We start from the raw sequence: 14,096 nt of genomic DNA, 5'->3' as shown, positions 1-14,096 counted from the left end.
GCATCGTCCGATTGGTGAAAGTGACGGGACCAATTGACGCCCTTCACATCCAAGGGTTGCGTCGCCCTGCCTTAATACGCCACTAGAGCGCCAAACTTGCGCCGCATTCCAATGCTGATCTGGGCATATTCAATTTGGTTCATAGGTAACTCTGCCATGCTAACGTGTTTTCAGGGGCTAATGCTTGACCCGGTCTATTGGGCCGTGCTTGCCGTCAGCGTGATCGCTGCGGCTGTCGCCCTATGGACGCTCAGGTTTCAAGAGTTCCATGGCAAGGTTTACTATGCGCTAACCTTTGCCGGGATGATCTGGACCCTGATGATGGTCGGAGCCGAAGCCGCAACGCCCGGCTACGCCTGCCAGATGCAACAGGCGCAACTGGCGTGGCTGGGTCATGCTCTGGTTCCGGTCGCGTGGTCGTTCTTCATCTTTGAGTATGTCGGCCCCTCGAACCATGCGCGTGGCCGGGCGAGCCTTTTGGCCCTGATCGCCGTGCCACTGGCGGCCTTTGTCCTCGCCGCGACGAACGGCTGGCACCACCTGATCTATACCGCCGAGACCGCGATCCAGCCCGGCAAGGATCAGATCACCTTTGAACATGGCGCGGTATATTTCCTTGTCCTTGCGGTGCTCTATTGCTTTGTGATGGCGACGCTCATCTGGCTGGGGCGCGCATTTTTGCGGGCGAAACGGGCCGCTTGGCCGCTGCTGACGATGCTGGTGGTGATCACCCTGATCCCACTGGGCGCGAACGCGGCCTATGCGCTGTTCGGCTTCACGGTCCTTGGCCTTGATCCGACGGCGTTCATGTTCACCTTGGGCATCTTCGCCTTTTCATGGCTGCTGGTGACCAACAAAACGATGGATATGCCCTCTGTCGGGCAATCGACCCTGTTTGACACGATGAGCGAACCGCTCATCCTATTGGACGCGCGGCGGCACGTCATTCGCTCGAACGCCGCGGCCAAGCGCAGCGGGCTTTTGACGGATCCGACCTTGGGCAATGATCTGATCGCTGGGATAAAGGCGCAAACGGCGCAGACCGCCTCTGCCCATATCACCTGCGATGAACGCCTCTATGAGCCGCGCATTCACCCCATCGAAAACCCGCTCTCCCCCGCCGGCCCCGTCATCGGTTGGAGCGTCACCTTCGTCGATGTCACCCACCAGATCGCCACCACTACGGCCCTTGAACAAGCACTGAAAGAGGCCGATGAAGCCAACCGGGCCAAGGATGAATTCATCTCGGTCGTGAGCCATGAGCTGCGCACGCCGCTGACCTCACTGAAGGGCGGCTTGGCATTGGCGCTCAGCGGCAAACTGGGCGAGGTCAAGGGCCCGCTGCGTTCCTCGCTCGACATTGCCCATCGCAACGGGGTCCGCCTGTCCCGTCTGGTCGATAATATCCTGCTGGTGCAAAAGCTTGAGGTACAGGCGCTGGCACTTGAGTGGCTGCCCGTCGACCTGCCCGCTCTGCTGCGCGAAAGCATCGAGGAAAACCGCATGTACGCGCATGAGCGCGGCATCAGGCTGGATATCGGCAAGATCACGCAGCCTGCCGTGGTCTTGGGCGATGCCTTTGCGATCCGACAGGTGGTCGACAATCTGATCTCGAACGCGGTGAAATTCTCCCATGTTGGCGACACCGTGGAGGGCAGGCTGACGGCGCACCAAGGCCGGGTCAGGCTCTCTATCCGCGATCATGGGCGCGGCATCCCTGAGGGGATGGAGGAGCGGGTCTTTGGCCGCTTCGGACAGCTTGACGACGACGGTCAGAAATCGACCCAAGGCTCTGGCCTTGGCCTGCATATCTCCCGCCAACTGGCGCGGCAGATGGCGGGTGATCTGTTTTACGAAAGCGAGGCCGGTGTCGGATCGACCTTCCATGTCGAATTCGGCATCGGGGCCGAGGCAGAGCCCGCCCCGCAAGCGGCCCAAGGCGCGCTGCAAGGCACCGACTAAGCGCGCCCTTCGCGGTTAAAGTTCGATGCGGATGTCGTGGATCCACAGTTTCGGCGGACGTGAGAGGACAAAGACCACCACATCGGCCAGATCATCCGGTTCGGTGAAAATGTGGTTCGGCACATCCTCTCCGGCCTTGGCGAACATGCCGGTATTGGTGCCCGACTGATACAGCCCGCCAATCCGCACGCCGGTGTTTTCCTCATCCGCCTTCAGCACCTCGGTAAAGCCGCGCACGCCGTATTTCGTGGCCGTATAAACCGACTGCCCCGCCTGCGCCACGACACCGGATTTCGACACGACATTGAGGATGATCGCCTCGTCATTGTCGCGCAGCGCGGGCAGCGTTGCCTGTGTCATCTGCATCAGACCGGTCAGATTAGTCTGCACCGTCGCCTGCAGCATCTCCGGCGCGATTGTGTCGAGCGGCCCCGCCTTGTGCCAAATCCCGGCGTTGTTGATCAGGATATCGAGCCCGCCAAAACGCGCCAGCACCTGCGCCGCGGCATGGTCGATCGCCGATGGGTCTTGCAGATCGCAGGTCAGCCCTACGGCCTCTGCCGCGCCTGCGGCTGTGCAGGCCTCGGCCACCGCCTGCAACCGCGTCTCATCGCGGCCCAGAATGGCCAGCCGCGCGCCGGTCTCTGCCAGTTTCAGGCAGATGTGCCGCCCGATCCCGTCGCTGCCGCCGGTAACCAAAATACGTTTGTCGCGCAGTTCCATGTCGTTCTCCTATGCTGGCGGCGGCTTACCGCGCGACAAAGCCGCCGCCAAGCCCTGCCCGCGCGGTCGGTCAGATCGTGATGATTTGCGCCCGAATTGCCTTGGCCACCGCATGGGTTTTGTTGGTCACCTGCAGCTTTGCGCAGGCATTATAGAGGTGGTGGTTCACCGTGCTGGCCGCCACCGTCATGATCTGCCCCGTTTCCCAAGCGGTTTTGCCCACGGCGGCCCATTTTAGCACTTCCTTCTCGCGGGTGCTTAACCGCGGCCCCAGCGGGGCGCTGGCAAGATTCGCCACGATGTCACTTTGGATCAAACAGCCCAGATAGATAGCATCGGCGATGATGCCACGCTTGTATTTGCGCCATTCATGAATGCGCAGGTCAGAGTTCAGCGTGAGCACCGCCTTTCCATGCAGGTGGTCCCGAATGGGGATCGACACGCCGTTTTGACGCACGCCAAACTCCATCGCCTCCCCGAAAAAATTGCGGGTGGTCCGGTCTACCTTGGGCAATTCGCTCCAGTCCACGGGCAAGGTGCCCTCAAGGGATTGGTCGACCACCGGGTCGATCAAATGATAGCTTTCCTCTTGGTAGCGCGTCAGCCAAGCCGGGTCATAGGTCGTGTGAATGACCGGATCGCTGTTGCCGGGGTTGGTTTTGTGAAACCCCAGATATGACAGGTTGTTCAACCCCATCTCCTGCGCCAAGACCTGCAGCATCTCGGTCGGCTTGATGTCTGGTCGTTGCTCTTTCAGGAGGAGGTAGCGGTCGGAAAGCGGGGTCACCATAGGGCGGCGTTCAAAAGCTCATTTGGTTAAAAACTGAGCACCTTGATAGAACGCCTCAACCCCTGAGGGAACATCACCGCCGTGAATGATTTCCCGGAATGAGGGAAACGGGCAGAGACGTTGCATTTTTGTCCTATTGGACAAGGGACAAGCCAAACGACCGCCCAACCAAAGATCGGAACGTTCGCCCCCACAGTCGAGGCCGTGCAGGGCATAAAGCGGCCCCTGCCCGAAAACCTATGCGCCCCCTACAACAACAAAAACGTCCAACTCAGCGGACAAGGGCGCGGCGTCCCGAAGCAGGGGCCGGAACAGAGCCAAATGGCAGGCCCTGTCAAAAGATCGCGTCAACCTGAGCGCGCATCTCTTGTTTGGCTATCATTCAGCGCAGCCGCAAACTCCGATAACAAGATTCCCGCGATCGATCCTCAAGCATTTGTTATAGTTTGATTAAATTTCTGGCAGTTCTTGACTGATTGAGCCTGAGTGCGCCTGTAAACCTAGTAAAATTTATAGTCGCGAGTGAATCGTCAAAGCGAAGCATCGTTTTCATACGCCTGCAAGATTGCGCTGTTACAAAATTTTCACTGGCAATCTGACATCTAGTTCTGTAATTCACGAATTATGGAACAAATAATTCCCAACCGCCTTGCCACCCTCGGCCATCCGCAGCGTCTCGCGCTTTTTCGGCTGCTGATGCGCCGCTACCCGGACCGGGTGCCAGCGACCGAACTGGCGCAAGCGCTTGGTCTCAAGCCCAACACCCTCTCGAGCTATATCGGCGCGCTGATGCAGGCCGGGCTGGTGACCCAAGAACGGCAAGGCACCTCGCTGCGCTATGCGATCGATCTTGCGGCCGCCCGTGACACCATCGGCTACCTGCTGAACGACTGCTGCCGCGGACGGCCAGAGATTTGCCTCCCCCTCACCTCTTCAGATGGAAACGCTCCCATGACCGACGACAAGTTCAACGTCCTGTTCATCTGCACCGGCAACTCCGCCCGGTCGATCTTTGCCGAAAGCATCCTGCGTGACCTCGCGGGGGACCGTTTCAACGTCTACTCCGCAGGCACGCGGCCACAATCCGCATTGAACCCCTTCGCGGTAGAGGTGCTCAAGCAGAAGGACCATGACGTGACGCAGCTTCGGTCGAAACATATATCCGAGTTTCAGAGCGAAGACGCGCCCGGCTTTGATTTCGTTTTTACCGTTTGCAATCAAGCGGCTAACGAAGAATGCCCCACATGGCCCGGTCAGCCGATCACCGCCCATTGGGGCCTGCCCGATCCGGTCAAGGTCGAAGGCTCCGACGCGGAAAAGAGCCTCGCCTTTCAGCAAGCCTATGGCACGCTGCGCAACCGAATGTTGGGCTTTACCAGCCTGCCACTGACCTCGCTCGACCGTATTTCGCTGCAAAAAGCGCTCGATGACGCGGGCCAAACCGACAAAGAAGGATTCTCCGCATGACCGTCTATGCCATCAATGGCCTTGGCCGCATCGGCAAGCTCGCCTTGAAACCCCTGCTGGATCAGGGGGCGGAGATCGCATGGATCAACGACGCGGTGGGCGACCCGGAGATGCACGCACATCTGTTGGAGTTCGACACGGTGCACGGGCGCTGGCAGGCTGATTTCGCGCATGACGCCGACAGCGTGAGCATCAACGGCACCCGCCTGCCCTTTATCGGCACCCGCGACCTCAGCGCGCTGCCGCTCGACGGGGTGGATGTGGTGATCGATTGCACCGGGGTCTTCAAAACCGACGCCAAACTCGCCCCCTATTTCGAGGCGGGGGTGAAGAAGGTGGTGATCTCGGCCCCTGTAAAAGACGGTGACGCGGCCAATATCGTCTATGGCGTCAACGATGATGTCTATGACCCTGCCCGGCACCGGATCGTCACGGCGGCAAGCTGCACGACCAACTGCCTCGCCCCGGTGGTGAAGGTGATCCATGAGGCGATGAAGATCAAACACGGCTCCATCACCACGATCCACGATGTAACCAACACGCAAACCATCGTTGACCGCCCTGCCAAAGATCTGCGCCGCGCACGCTCGGCCCTGAACTCGCTAATTCCGACGACCACCGGCAGCGCCACGGCGATCACGTTGATCTACCCCGAACTCAAAGGCCGCTTGAACGGCCACGCGGTGCGGGTGCCACTGCTGAACGCTTCGCTGACCGATTGCGTGTTTGAGGTAGAGCGCGAAACGACCGTGGAAGAGGTGAACGCCCTGTTCAAAGCCGCCGCTGAAGGGGAATTGAAAGATATCCTAGGCTATGAGGAGCGCCCGCTCGTCTCGGCAGACTACACAAACGACACTCGCTCAAGCATCATCGACGCGCCCTCCACCATGGTGGTGAATGGCACGCAGGTAAAAATCTACGCTTGGTACGACAATGAGATGGGCTACGCGCACCGTTTGGTTGACGTAGCGCTGATGGTCGGGGCAAGTCTGTGAGCCAGAGCGCGACCCGCCCCGAGGGGCTATCGGCCTATATCGCAGTCACGGCGGCCTATTGGGCCTTTATGCTGACCGATGGCGCGTTGCGCATGTTGGTGCTGTTGCACTTTCACCGGCTTGGCTTTTCGCCCGTGCAACTGGCCTATCTCTTTGTGCTTTATGAGATCGCGGGGGTTGTCACCAACCTCTGCGCGGGTTGGATCGCGGCGCGGTTTGGGCTGGCCTCGACGCTTTATGCGGGGCTGGGCTTGCAGATCGTGGCGCTGCTGGCGCTGGCGCAGCTTGATCCGTCTTGGGCGGTTGGTGCCTCGGTGGTGTTCGTCATGCTGGTTCAGGGTGCAAGCGGGGTGGCCAAGGATTTGGCCAAGATGTCGTCGAAATCCGCCGTGAAGCTGCTGGCGCCGGTTGAGGATGGCGGGCTTTTTCGCTGGGTCGCGCTGCTGACGGGCTCCAAGAACATGGTCAAGGGTCTGGGCTTTCTGCTCGGCGCGGCGTTGCTGGCCACGCTCGGCTTTGTCTGGGCGGTGCTGGGCATGGCCGCGATCCTTGCGCTGATCCTGATCGCCGTCCTGACCGCCATGCCGCCCGGCCTGCCGAAGGGCCGCAGGGGCGCGAAGTTCTCCGAAGTCTTCTCCAAATCCCCCAACGTGAATTGGCTGAGCGCGGCACGGGTGTTTCTGTTCGGCGCGCGGGATGTGTGGTTCGTGGTGGGCATCCCGATCTATTTCTACGCGGTCCTCTCGGACGGCACGGAGGAAAGCAACCGCGCGGCGTTCTTCATGATCGGCACATTCATGGCGGTCTGGGTGATCCTTTATGGCTTGGTGCAGATCTATGCGCCGCGCTTGCTGCGGGCAAAATCTCGCCCTGCAGGTGAGTTGATCCTAGCCGCGAAGGGCTGGGCGTGGGCATTGGCCGCCGTGCCTGCGGCGCTGACACTCGCCGCGCTGCTCAGCGACGGACCGCAGACATGGCTCACCGTGACGCTTGTGATCGGCCTCTTGACCTTTGGCGCGGTCTTTGCGGTGAACTCTTCCCTGCACTCCTACCTCATCTTGTCCTTCACAAAGGCCGAGCGGGTGACGATGGATGTGGGGTTTTACTACATGGCCAATGCCGCCGGGCGGCTGTTGGGCACATTGATGTCGGGGCTGAGCTATCAAATTGGTGGGCTGCCCCTGATGCTGGGGGCGGCGGCGATCATGGTGGCCCTGTCGGCGCTGCTGGTCGGGTTCTTGAAACCCGACCAAGGCTGACCGTTAGCCTGCTTTGCTGGCGCGACCGTTGCTTTGACCGTCCTGCGTATAGGCGGTCATCGCCGCGACGGCGCCCTCGTCCCAGATCAGCGTGAGCCAAGCGACAAAGGCATCACGGAAGGCGTCGACCTGCGCCAGATCACCGTAAAGGCGGTCTTGCTCTAGCCACGCTTCGGGCCGTTCCCGCGCGGCCTGCGCCACGAATTGCAGATCGTCCCAGATCGGATCATTCGCCACGATCTCGCTGCCGTTTTCGCGCGTGCCTGCACACATCCGCGCCCAGAGAGCTTCGACCAAGGCCAAGCCAGAGACTGAGCGCCCCGCCGCCAGTTGATCCCGCAAGATCGGCAGGACAAAACCGGTGTGCCGTGCAGAGCCATCAAATGCGACGCGGCGCGTGGTGTCGACGATACGCGGGTTCGAGAACCGCTGTTCGATCAGATCGAGGTATGCCAGCGGCGTCATCCCGGGCACCGGGGCTACCGTCTGGGTGATCTCTTCGGCCTGTACGCGGTGGAACATCGCGCGGATCGCCGGATGCGCCATGGTGGCCGAAATCGTCTCGATCCCCAGCACTTCACCGACGTTCGCCAAAACCTGATGGCCCGCATTGAGGATGCGGATCTTCATCTTTTCATAGGCGTGGACATCGTCCGAGAAGGTGGCCCCCACCTGATCCCAGTTGGGGCGGCCTGCGCAGAAGTCGTCTTCGATCACCCATTGGCGAAAGGCTTCATGCGTGACGGGTGCCGCATCGTTCACGCCAAACTCTCGCGCCTGCGCGATCTCGGCGGGGCCGGTGGCCGGGGCGATGCAATCGACCATAGAGTTGGGGAAACTGCCGTTCGCTTCGATCCAATCGGCCAGCGCCGGGTCGGACATCCGCGCCAGCGAAACGACCGCTTGGCGCAGGATATCGCCATTGCCTTGCAGGTTGTCACAGCTGAGCCCCGTGAACGGCCCCTGCCCCGCATCGCGGCGCAGCCGCAGGGCCGCGACGATGGCCCCAAAGCCGGTGCGCGGGGTGTCAGGGTTCGCCGCGTCATGGACGATATCGGCGTGGCCCGCGTCAAAGCCCTTGCTGACGGGGTCGATGTAATAGCCGCTTTCCGTGACCGTCAGCCCGACGATGCGAATGGCCGGATCGGCCATGGCGCGGATCAGAGCGCCGTTGCCTTCCTCGATCGGGAGGTAGTCGATCATGGAGCCCACAACCTCGGCCGAGGTCTGCGCGGGGTCGAGTTCGATCAGCGTCGTCAGACAGTCCTGCGCCAAGAGCTTCTCGCGCATCGCCGCATCATAGGGGCGCACGCCCGCGCCGAGGATCGCCCAGTCATGCGCTTGGCCGTTCTGCATCAAACGGTGCAGATACCACGCCTGATGCGCGCGGTGAAAATTGCCGACGCCGATATGCACGATGCCGGGGGTCAGGGCGCTGCGGTCATAGGTGGGCCGCGCGATATCAAGATCGCCCAGCGTCGCGTTCGAGAGGTCTACCAGTTTATCCATGATCCACATCCTTGTAGGGCCGCGCACCGGGGAGAGGGTGCGGGGGTCGGCCTGTCGTTCCTGTCGCTTGCATCACTCGACCCGAAGGCCCTGCGCATCGAACCGGTGCAGCTTGTCCGCCTGCGGGGTGAGGAAAATCCGGTCGCCATGTTTGACCGACAACTCCCCATCCACACGCACGGTCATCGGGTCACAGCCCGCGACACCGTGGATGTGCAAGAAGGTGTCAGAGCCCAGATGCTCGGCCACACCGATGGTGCCTTCCCAAGCGCCCTCGGTGGTGGAGACGTCAAAATGCTCGGGCCGGATGCCGATGGTCGGCGCGCCGCGCGCTTCGGCTTCGGCACCTTTGATGAGGTTCATTTTGGGCGAGCCGATGAAACCCGCGACGAATTCGTTGCGCGGCTTATAGTAAAGCTCAAGCGGGGTGCCGACCTGTTCGATATAGCCCGCGCGCAGGACGACGATCTTGTCGGCCATGGTCATCGCTTCGACCTGATCGTGGGTGACGTAGATCATCGTCGTGGCCAGCCGCTTGTGAAGCTCGCTGATTTCCAGACGCATCCCCACCCGTAGCGCGGCATCGAGGTTCGACAGCGGCTCATCGAAAAGGAACGCCGAAGGCTCCCGCACAATGGCACGGCCAATGGCCACACGCTGGCGCTGACCGCCTGACAGTTGGCCCGGACGACGGTCAAGGTAGTCAGTCAAGTTCAGCGCTTTGGCAGCCGCTTCGATCCGACGGTTTTGTTCATCCGCAGGCAGCCCGGCCATCTTCATCGGAAAGGCGATGTTCTTGCGCACCGACATATGCGGGTAAAGCGCGTAGGATTGGAACACCATCGCCAGACCGCGTTTCGCGGGCGGCACATGGGTCGCATCCGTGCCGTCGATGTCGATATGGCCCGAGGTGATATCCTCCAACCCCGCAATCAGCCGCAGCAGTGTAGATTTCCCGCAGCCCGAGGGGCCGACGAAGACGGTGAATTCGCCGTCTTCGATGGTCAGATCAAGGGGCGGAATGACTTCCACATCGCCGAAGCTTTTGGAAACCTGATTGAGTTTGATTTGTCCCATGTGACTGTCCCTTACTTACTTGACTGCGCCGAATGTCAGGCCGCTGACAAGCTGCTTCTGGCTGAACCAGCCGAGGATGAGGATTGGCGCGATGGCCATGGTCGAGGCCGCGCTGAGTTTCGCGTAGAAAAGACCTTCGGGGCTGGAATAGCTCGCGATGAAGGCTGTGAGCGGTGCCGCTTTGGCCGCGGTGAGGTTGAGCGTCCAGAAGGCTTCGTTCCATGCGAGGATGAAGTTCAAGAGCAGCGTGGAGGCAATGCCGGGGATCGCCATGGGCGTGAGGACGTAAAGCACCTCTTCACGCAGGCTTGCCCCATCCATCCGTGCCGCTTCCAAGATCTCGCCAGGGATCTCGCGGAAGTAGGTGTAGAGCATCCAGACGATGATCGGCAGGTTGATGAGCATCAAGATGATGACCAAAGCGATCTTGCTGTCGAGCACACCGAACTGGATGCAGAGCAGGTAGATCGGGTAGAGCACACCGACCGCGGGCAGCATCTTGGTCGAGAGCATCCAGAGCAGGATGTCTTTGGTCCGCTTGCCGGGCACAAAGGCCATCGACCATGCGGCGGGCACCGCAATCAAGATGCCAAGAACGGTCGAGCCCCCGGCGATGATAATCGAGTTCCACAAGAAGCGCCCGTAGTTCGAGCGTTCCAGAACCGCCTCGTAATTGGCCAGCGTCCAATCAAAGCCGAGGAAGATCGGCGGATCGGCGATGGCCTGTGCTTCGGTCTTGAAGCTGGTGAGGATGGTCCAAAGGATGGGGAAGAAGATCAGGAAACCGATACCCCATGCGAGGGCCGTGTTGACGATCTTGCGTTGTCTGGTGACTGCGCGTGCCATGATGTCTCCTCCTCAGGCGTCCAGGTTCTTGCCGACGATGCGCATCAGGAAGATGGCAACGATATTGGCGAGAATGATTGCATAGACACCGCCTGCCGATCCGAGGCCGATGTTCTGGCTTTCCAGCACCCGCTGGAAGATGAGATAGGTCAGTGTTTTGGTCCCAAAGGCACCACCCGTGGTCACGAAAATCTCCGCAAAGATCGACAGCAGAAAGATCGTCTGGATCAAGATCACCACGGTGATCGCGCGGCCCAGGTGCGGCAGGGTGATATAGGCGAAACGTTTGGTGGCGGGGGCGCCGTCCATCTCAGCAGCGTCAAGCTGCTCGCGGTCAAGCGATTGGATCGCGGTGAGCAGGATCAGCGTCGCAAAGGGCAGCCACTGCCATGACACGATGATAATGATCGAGGTCAGCGAGGCTTGGCTCATCCATTGCACCGGGGTCGCCCCGAAGAATTCCCAAAGGTAGGCGAAAAGCCCGTAGTTCGGGTCCATGAACATGTTCTTCCACACCAGCGCCGAAACGGTGGGCATAACAAAGAAGGGCGCGATGACGAGGATGCGGACAAAGCCCTGCCCCCACATCGGCTGGTTCAACAGGATGGCGAGCAAGATGCCCAAGCCTACCGTGATCGCCAGCACACCGCCGACGATAATCAGCGTGGTCATCACCGAGGGCCAGAAGGCGCTCGAGGTGACGAAACGCACGTAGTTGTCAAACCCCACCCAGCCCAGATCACCGCCGCGCATCGGCAGGTATTTCTTGAAGGAAAAATAGAGCGTCATGGTCAGCGGGATGAGCATCCATCCAAGGAGCAAGACCACCGCAGGGGCCATCATCAGGCGTGCCGCTGATCGGGAATGTTGGGTAGCCATCGGGCACATCTCCTCTGCAGGCGGCGGATGCCGCGTTTAGGTGAAGGGTATCATATCAGGTGGTGGGGCGGAAAAGGGCGGCGGTGTTCGCCGCCCTTTGTGCCGGAGAAGCAGCGGCTTAGCGGTAGCCGGCAGCTTCCATTGCGTCGTTGGTCAGGTCCTGTGCCTTCTCAAGTGCCTCTTCGACGGTCTGTTGACCGGCATAGGCGGCAGAGAACTCTTGGCTCACGTCGGTCGCGATGCCTGCAAACTCTGGGATCGCGGCGAACTGAACACCGACATAAGGCGTCGGATCGACGGTGGAGTTCTCAGGATCAGCTGACAGGATCGAGTCCAGTGTCATCTGTGCGAAGGGCACTTTCTGATACTCGGGGTTCTCATAGAGCGACTTGCGCGCGCCGGGAGGAACGTTGGCCCAACCTTCGTTCTCGGCAACCAGCTCGATGTAGTCTTTCGAGGTGGCCCATTCGATGAACTCTTTCGCGGCATCTTCTTTCTGAGTGCCCGCCGGGATCGCCAGCGCCCATGCCCAGAGCCAGTTGGAGCGTTTGCCAAGGCCTGTGTCCGGTGCCAGCGCAAAACCAACCTTGTCGGCCACGGTGGAATCATCGGCATTGGTCACGAAGGACGCCGCCACGGTGGCGTCGATCCACATGCCGCATTTGCCCTGCTGGAACAGCGAGAGGTTCTCGTTGAAGCCGTTGGAGGCATAGCCCGCTGGGCCGCTCTCATCCATCAGGTCTTTGTAGAAGTTGATCGTGTTGGCCCAAGCTTCAGTGTCGAACTGGGCGTTCCAGTCTTCGTCGAACCAGCGTGCGCCGAAGGAGTTGGACATCGCCGTGATCAGCGCGCCGCCCTCGCCCCAACCGGCTTTGCCGCGCAGGCAGATGCCGTTGATGTCGTTTTCACGGTCGGTCATGGCAGCCGCGGCTTCGCGGATGAACTCCCAAGTCGGGTCTTTCGGCATTTCCATGCCGGCTTTTTCCATCAGATCCGTGCGGTACATGATCATGGAGCTTTCGCCATAGAAAGGTGCCGCGTAAAGCGTGCCTTCGTGGCTCAAACCACCGGCCATGGCGGGCAGGATATCGTCTGCGTCATAGTCTTCGCTGAGATTGTCCAGCGGCACCAGCCAGCCGTTCGCACCCCAGATCGGCGTTTCATACATGCCGATGGTCATGATGTCGAAAGAGCCGCCCTTGGTCGAGATGTCGGTGGTGACGCGCTGGCGCAGCACGTTTTCTTCCAACGTGACCCACTCCACTTCGTGGCCGGTCTCTTCGGTAAATTTGTCGGTGTAGCCTTGCATGCGGATCATGTCGCCGTTGTTCACGGTGGCGATGGTGATCGTCTCAGCAAAAGCGCCGCCGCCCATGATCAGGGACATGGCTGTCGCGGCTTGCAATGATTTATTCGAGAACATCGATAGTTCCTCCCTCTATAGATGATGAAGCAAGACTAGCGATCCACATAACGCGCCGTCAACTTAAATTTTACGCGCGTTAATTATTTTTCAGGCAACTTGCGAACTCAAGGGGTTACGCAGAGGCCCGCATCACAAGTTTGCCCTCAAATAACGTCTCTTCGCGCTCAGCCAGCCGCGTTTCGCTTTCGATAATGCGGAACAGGGTGCTGGCCGCACGATTCGCGATGGCGCCATAATCCTGCGCGATGGTGGTCAGCGGCGGACAGGTGTAGCGCGAGAACGGGTGGTCATCCTGCCCCGCGATCCGCATGGCGCAGTCCTTGCCATGGCCCACCCGCAGCCCCAATTCATAGGCCGCTGACAGCATCCCGATGGCCAGACGGTCATTCGAACAGAGCACCGTATCGGTCTCAAACGCCCCTGCCGAAATCAGCCGCCCGCCCTCGGTCGCGCCGATCTCTTCAAAGTTCCACCCCTCGCCCGGCACCTGATGGATATGCGGGGCAAAGCCATGCCGCTCCATCGCCTCAAGATAGGCTAGGCGGCGCTTGTTGGCGTTCGGGTTGCTGGGTGTCTTCATTTCGAAAAAGCAGGGCGGCTCTCCGCTGCGGCACAGATATTCGACAATCAACTCCACGCTTTGAAAATTGTCGGTACCCACGAAAGCCTCACAGACCCCTTCGACATTGGCGTCAAAGGTCACGACGGGCACATCCCGGCAAAAGCGCGCGATCGCCTCCCGGTCCGAGGCTTTGCCGAAGGGCGCCAAAAGCACGCCCGCAGGTTTCAGCGCCCTAAGCGAGTCGAGATTGGCCCGCTCTTGCGCCGGGTTGCCGTGCGAGCTGAGCAAGATCGGACTATACCCTGCCGCCAGACAGGCCAGTTCCACCTCGCGGCCAATCTCGGAAAAGAACGGGTCGGAGAGGTTGGGCACGACAACGCCGATGTTGCGGGTTTTGCGGCGGTTCTGGTTCACGGCATAGACGTTGGGGCGATAATCATGCTGGCTCAGCGCCGTCTCGATCCGCTCTCGGGTAGAACGGCGCACGCTGTCGGGATCGTTAAAGTATTTCGACAGCGTGGGCCGGGAAATGCCACTTATTGCGGCAAATTCCTCCATATTGCGGATCTTTTGCTGGCCCATTTTAACCCTCCCTTGACGA

General features: G+C 60.4%; 12 protein-coding genes. 4 read left to right on the top strand and 8 right to left on the bottom strand.

Annotation, left to right across the window (positions count from 1 at the left end; all coding sequences use genetic code 11):
* The first annotated feature begins 180 nt into the window (after positions 1-180).
* Complete coding sequence (locus tag B5M07_RS03350) at positions 181-1,962, top strand: sensor histidine kinase (protein WP_120350212.1); 1,782 nt, start codon at positions 181-183, stop codon at positions 1,960-1,962.
* A gap of 15 nt (positions 1,963-1,977) precedes the next feature.
* Here B5M07_RS03350 and B5M07_RS03345 read toward each other — a convergent pair whose 3' ends face one another.
* Both B5M07_RS03345 and B5M07_RS03340 read right to left on the bottom strand, forming a co-directional pair.
* Positions 1,978-2,685, bottom strand: coding sequence for an SDR family oxidoreductase (locus B5M07_RS03345; RefSeq protein WP_067939457.1), 708 nt, complete (start codon positions 2,683-2,685; stop codon positions 1,978-1,980).
* A 70-nt stretch (positions 2,686-2,755) separates the two neighbouring features.
* The gene (locus tag B5M07_RS03340) at positions 2,756-3,475 is read right to left on the bottom strand and encodes a helix-turn-helix transcriptional regulator (protein ID WP_120350211.1); all 720 of its coding nucleotides are present in this window, start codon (positions 3,473-3,475) and stop codon (positions 2,756-2,758) included.
* 624 nt (positions 3,476-4,099) lie between these two features.
* On the opposite strand from B5M07_RS03340, the gene B5M07_RS03335 reads away from it, so the two are divergent.
* Genes B5M07_RS03335 through arsJ form a run of 3 tightly spaced genes read left to right on the top strand, consistent with a single transcriptional unit; the run spans position 4,100 to position 7,196 of the window.
* Positions 4,100-4,942 (top strand): arsenate reductase/protein-tyrosine-phosphatase family protein, encoded by an 843-nt coding sequence (locus B5M07_RS03335; protein ID WP_120350210.1) that lies wholly within the window; start codon positions 4,100-4,102, stop codon positions 4,940-4,942.
* Complete coding sequence (locus B5M07_RS03330; RefSeq protein WP_067939467.1) at positions 4,939-5,937, top strand: ArsJ-associated glyceraldehyde-3-phosphate dehydrogenase; 999 nt, start codon at positions 4,939-4,941, stop codon at positions 5,935-5,937. The genes B5M07_RS03335 and B5M07_RS03330 overlap by 4 nt, the downstream gene beginning before the upstream one ends.
* On the top strand, positions 5,934-7,196 hold the full coding sequence (arsJ, locus tag B5M07_RS03325; protein WP_120350209.1) for an organoarsenical effux MFS transporter ArsJ: 1,263 nt from the start codon (positions 5,934-5,936) through the stop codon (positions 7,194-7,196). The genes B5M07_RS03330 and arsJ overlap by 4 nt, the downstream gene beginning before the upstream one ends.
* Before the next feature lie 3 nt (positions 7,197-7,199).
* Here the strand turns inward: arsJ and B5M07_RS03320 are convergent, their stop codons facing one another.
* From B5M07_RS03320 to B5M07_RS03295, 6 genes are all read right to left on the bottom strand, one after another.
* A complete protein-coding gene (locus B5M07_RS03320) occupies positions 7,200-8,705 on the bottom strand; it encodes a mannitol dehydrogenase family protein (RefSeq protein WP_120350208.1) in 1,506 nt (501 codons plus the stop codon).
* 72 nt (positions 8,706-8,777) lie between these two features.
* On the bottom strand, positions 8,778-9,782 hold the full coding sequence (locus tag B5M07_RS03315; protein ID WP_120350207.1) for an ABC transporter ATP-binding protein: 1,005 nt from the start codon (positions 9,780-9,782) through the stop codon (positions 8,778-8,780).
* 15 nt (positions 9,783-9,797) lie between these two features.
* The gene (locus B5M07_RS03310; protein WP_067625898.1) at positions 9,798-10,628 is read right to left on the bottom strand and encodes a carbohydrate ABC transporter permease; all 831 of its coding nucleotides are present in this window, start codon (positions 10,626-10,628) and stop codon (positions 9,798-9,800) included.
* A gap of 12 nt (positions 10,629-10,640) precedes the next feature.
* Positions 10,641-11,507 carry a carbohydrate ABC transporter permease gene (locus tag B5M07_RS03305; protein ID WP_120350206.1) on the bottom strand — a complete coding sequence of 289 codons (867 nt, stop codon included), beginning with the start codon at positions 11,505-11,507 and terminating at the stop codon, positions 10,641-10,643.
* Between the two features lie 118 nt (positions 11,508-11,625).
* Positions 11,626-12,930: an ABC transporter substrate-binding protein gene (locus tag B5M07_RS03300; RefSeq protein ID WP_120350205.1), complete on the bottom strand. Its 1,305-nt coding sequence runs from the start codon at positions 12,928-12,930 to the stop codon at positions 11,626-11,628.
* 115 nt (positions 12,931-13,045) lie between these two features.
* Positions 13,046-14,077: a LacI family DNA-binding transcriptional regulator gene (locus B5M07_RS03295; RefSeq protein WP_120350204.1), complete on the bottom strand. Its 1,032-nt coding sequence runs from the start codon at positions 14,075-14,077 to the stop codon at positions 13,046-13,048.
* Between the last annotated feature and the right edge of the window lie 19 nt (positions 14,078-14,096).

The sequence above is a fragment of the Sulfitobacter sp. D7 genome, assembly GCF_003611275.1.
GTDB classification, from domain to species: domain Bacteria; phylum Pseudomonadota; class Alphaproteobacteria; order Rhodobacterales; family Rhodobacteraceae; genus Sulfitobacter; species Sulfitobacter profundi.
This window is presented reverse-complemented; position numbering and strand designations above follow the sequence as displayed.

Excerpts from the sequence above, each read along its gene's own strand:
- B5M07_RS03350 (WP_120350212.1), top strand. The coding sequence starts at position 181 with ATGCTTGACCCGGTCTATTGGGCCGTGCTTGCCGTCAGCGTGATCGCT.
- B5M07_RS03310 (WP_067625898.1), bottom strand. The coding sequence starts at position 10,628 with ATGGCACGCGCAGTCACCAGACAACGCAAGATCGTCAACACGGCCCTC.
- B5M07_RS03295 (WP_120350204.1), bottom strand. The coding sequence starts at position 14,077 with ATGGGCCAGCAAAAGATCCGCAATATGGAGGAATTTGCCGCAATAAGT.
- B5M07_RS03335 (WP_120350210.1), top strand. The coding sequence starts at position 4,100 with ATGGAACAAATAATTCCCAACCGCCTTGCCACCCTCGGCCATCCGCAG.
- B5M07_RS03340 (WP_120350211.1), bottom strand. The coding sequence starts at position 3,475 with ATGGTGACCCCGCTTTCCGACCGCTACCTCCTCCTGAAAGAGCAACGA.
- B5M07_RS03305 (WP_120350206.1), bottom strand. The coding sequence starts at position 11,507 with ATGGCTACCCAACATTCCCGATCAGCGGCACGCCTGATGATGGCCCCT.
- B5M07_RS03300 (WP_120350205.1), bottom strand. The coding sequence starts at position 12,930 with ATGTTCTCGAATAAATCATTGCAAGCCGCGACAGCCATGTCCCTGATC.
- B5M07_RS03320 (WP_120350208.1), bottom strand. The coding sequence starts at position 8,705 with ATGGATAAACTGGTAGACCTCTCGAACGCGACGCTGGGCGATCTTGAT.
- B5M07_RS03315 (WP_120350207.1), bottom strand. The coding sequence starts at position 9,782 with ATGGGACAAATCAAACTCAATCAGGTTTCCAAAAGCTTCGGCGATGTG.
- B5M07_RS03345 (WP_067939457.1), bottom strand. The coding sequence starts at position 2,685 with ATGGAACTGCGCGACAAACGTATTTTGGTTACCGGCGGCAGCGACGGG.
- B5M07_RS03330 (WP_067939467.1), top strand. The coding sequence starts at position 4,939 with ATGACCGTCTATGCCATCAATGGCCTTGGCCGCATCGGCAAGCTCGCC.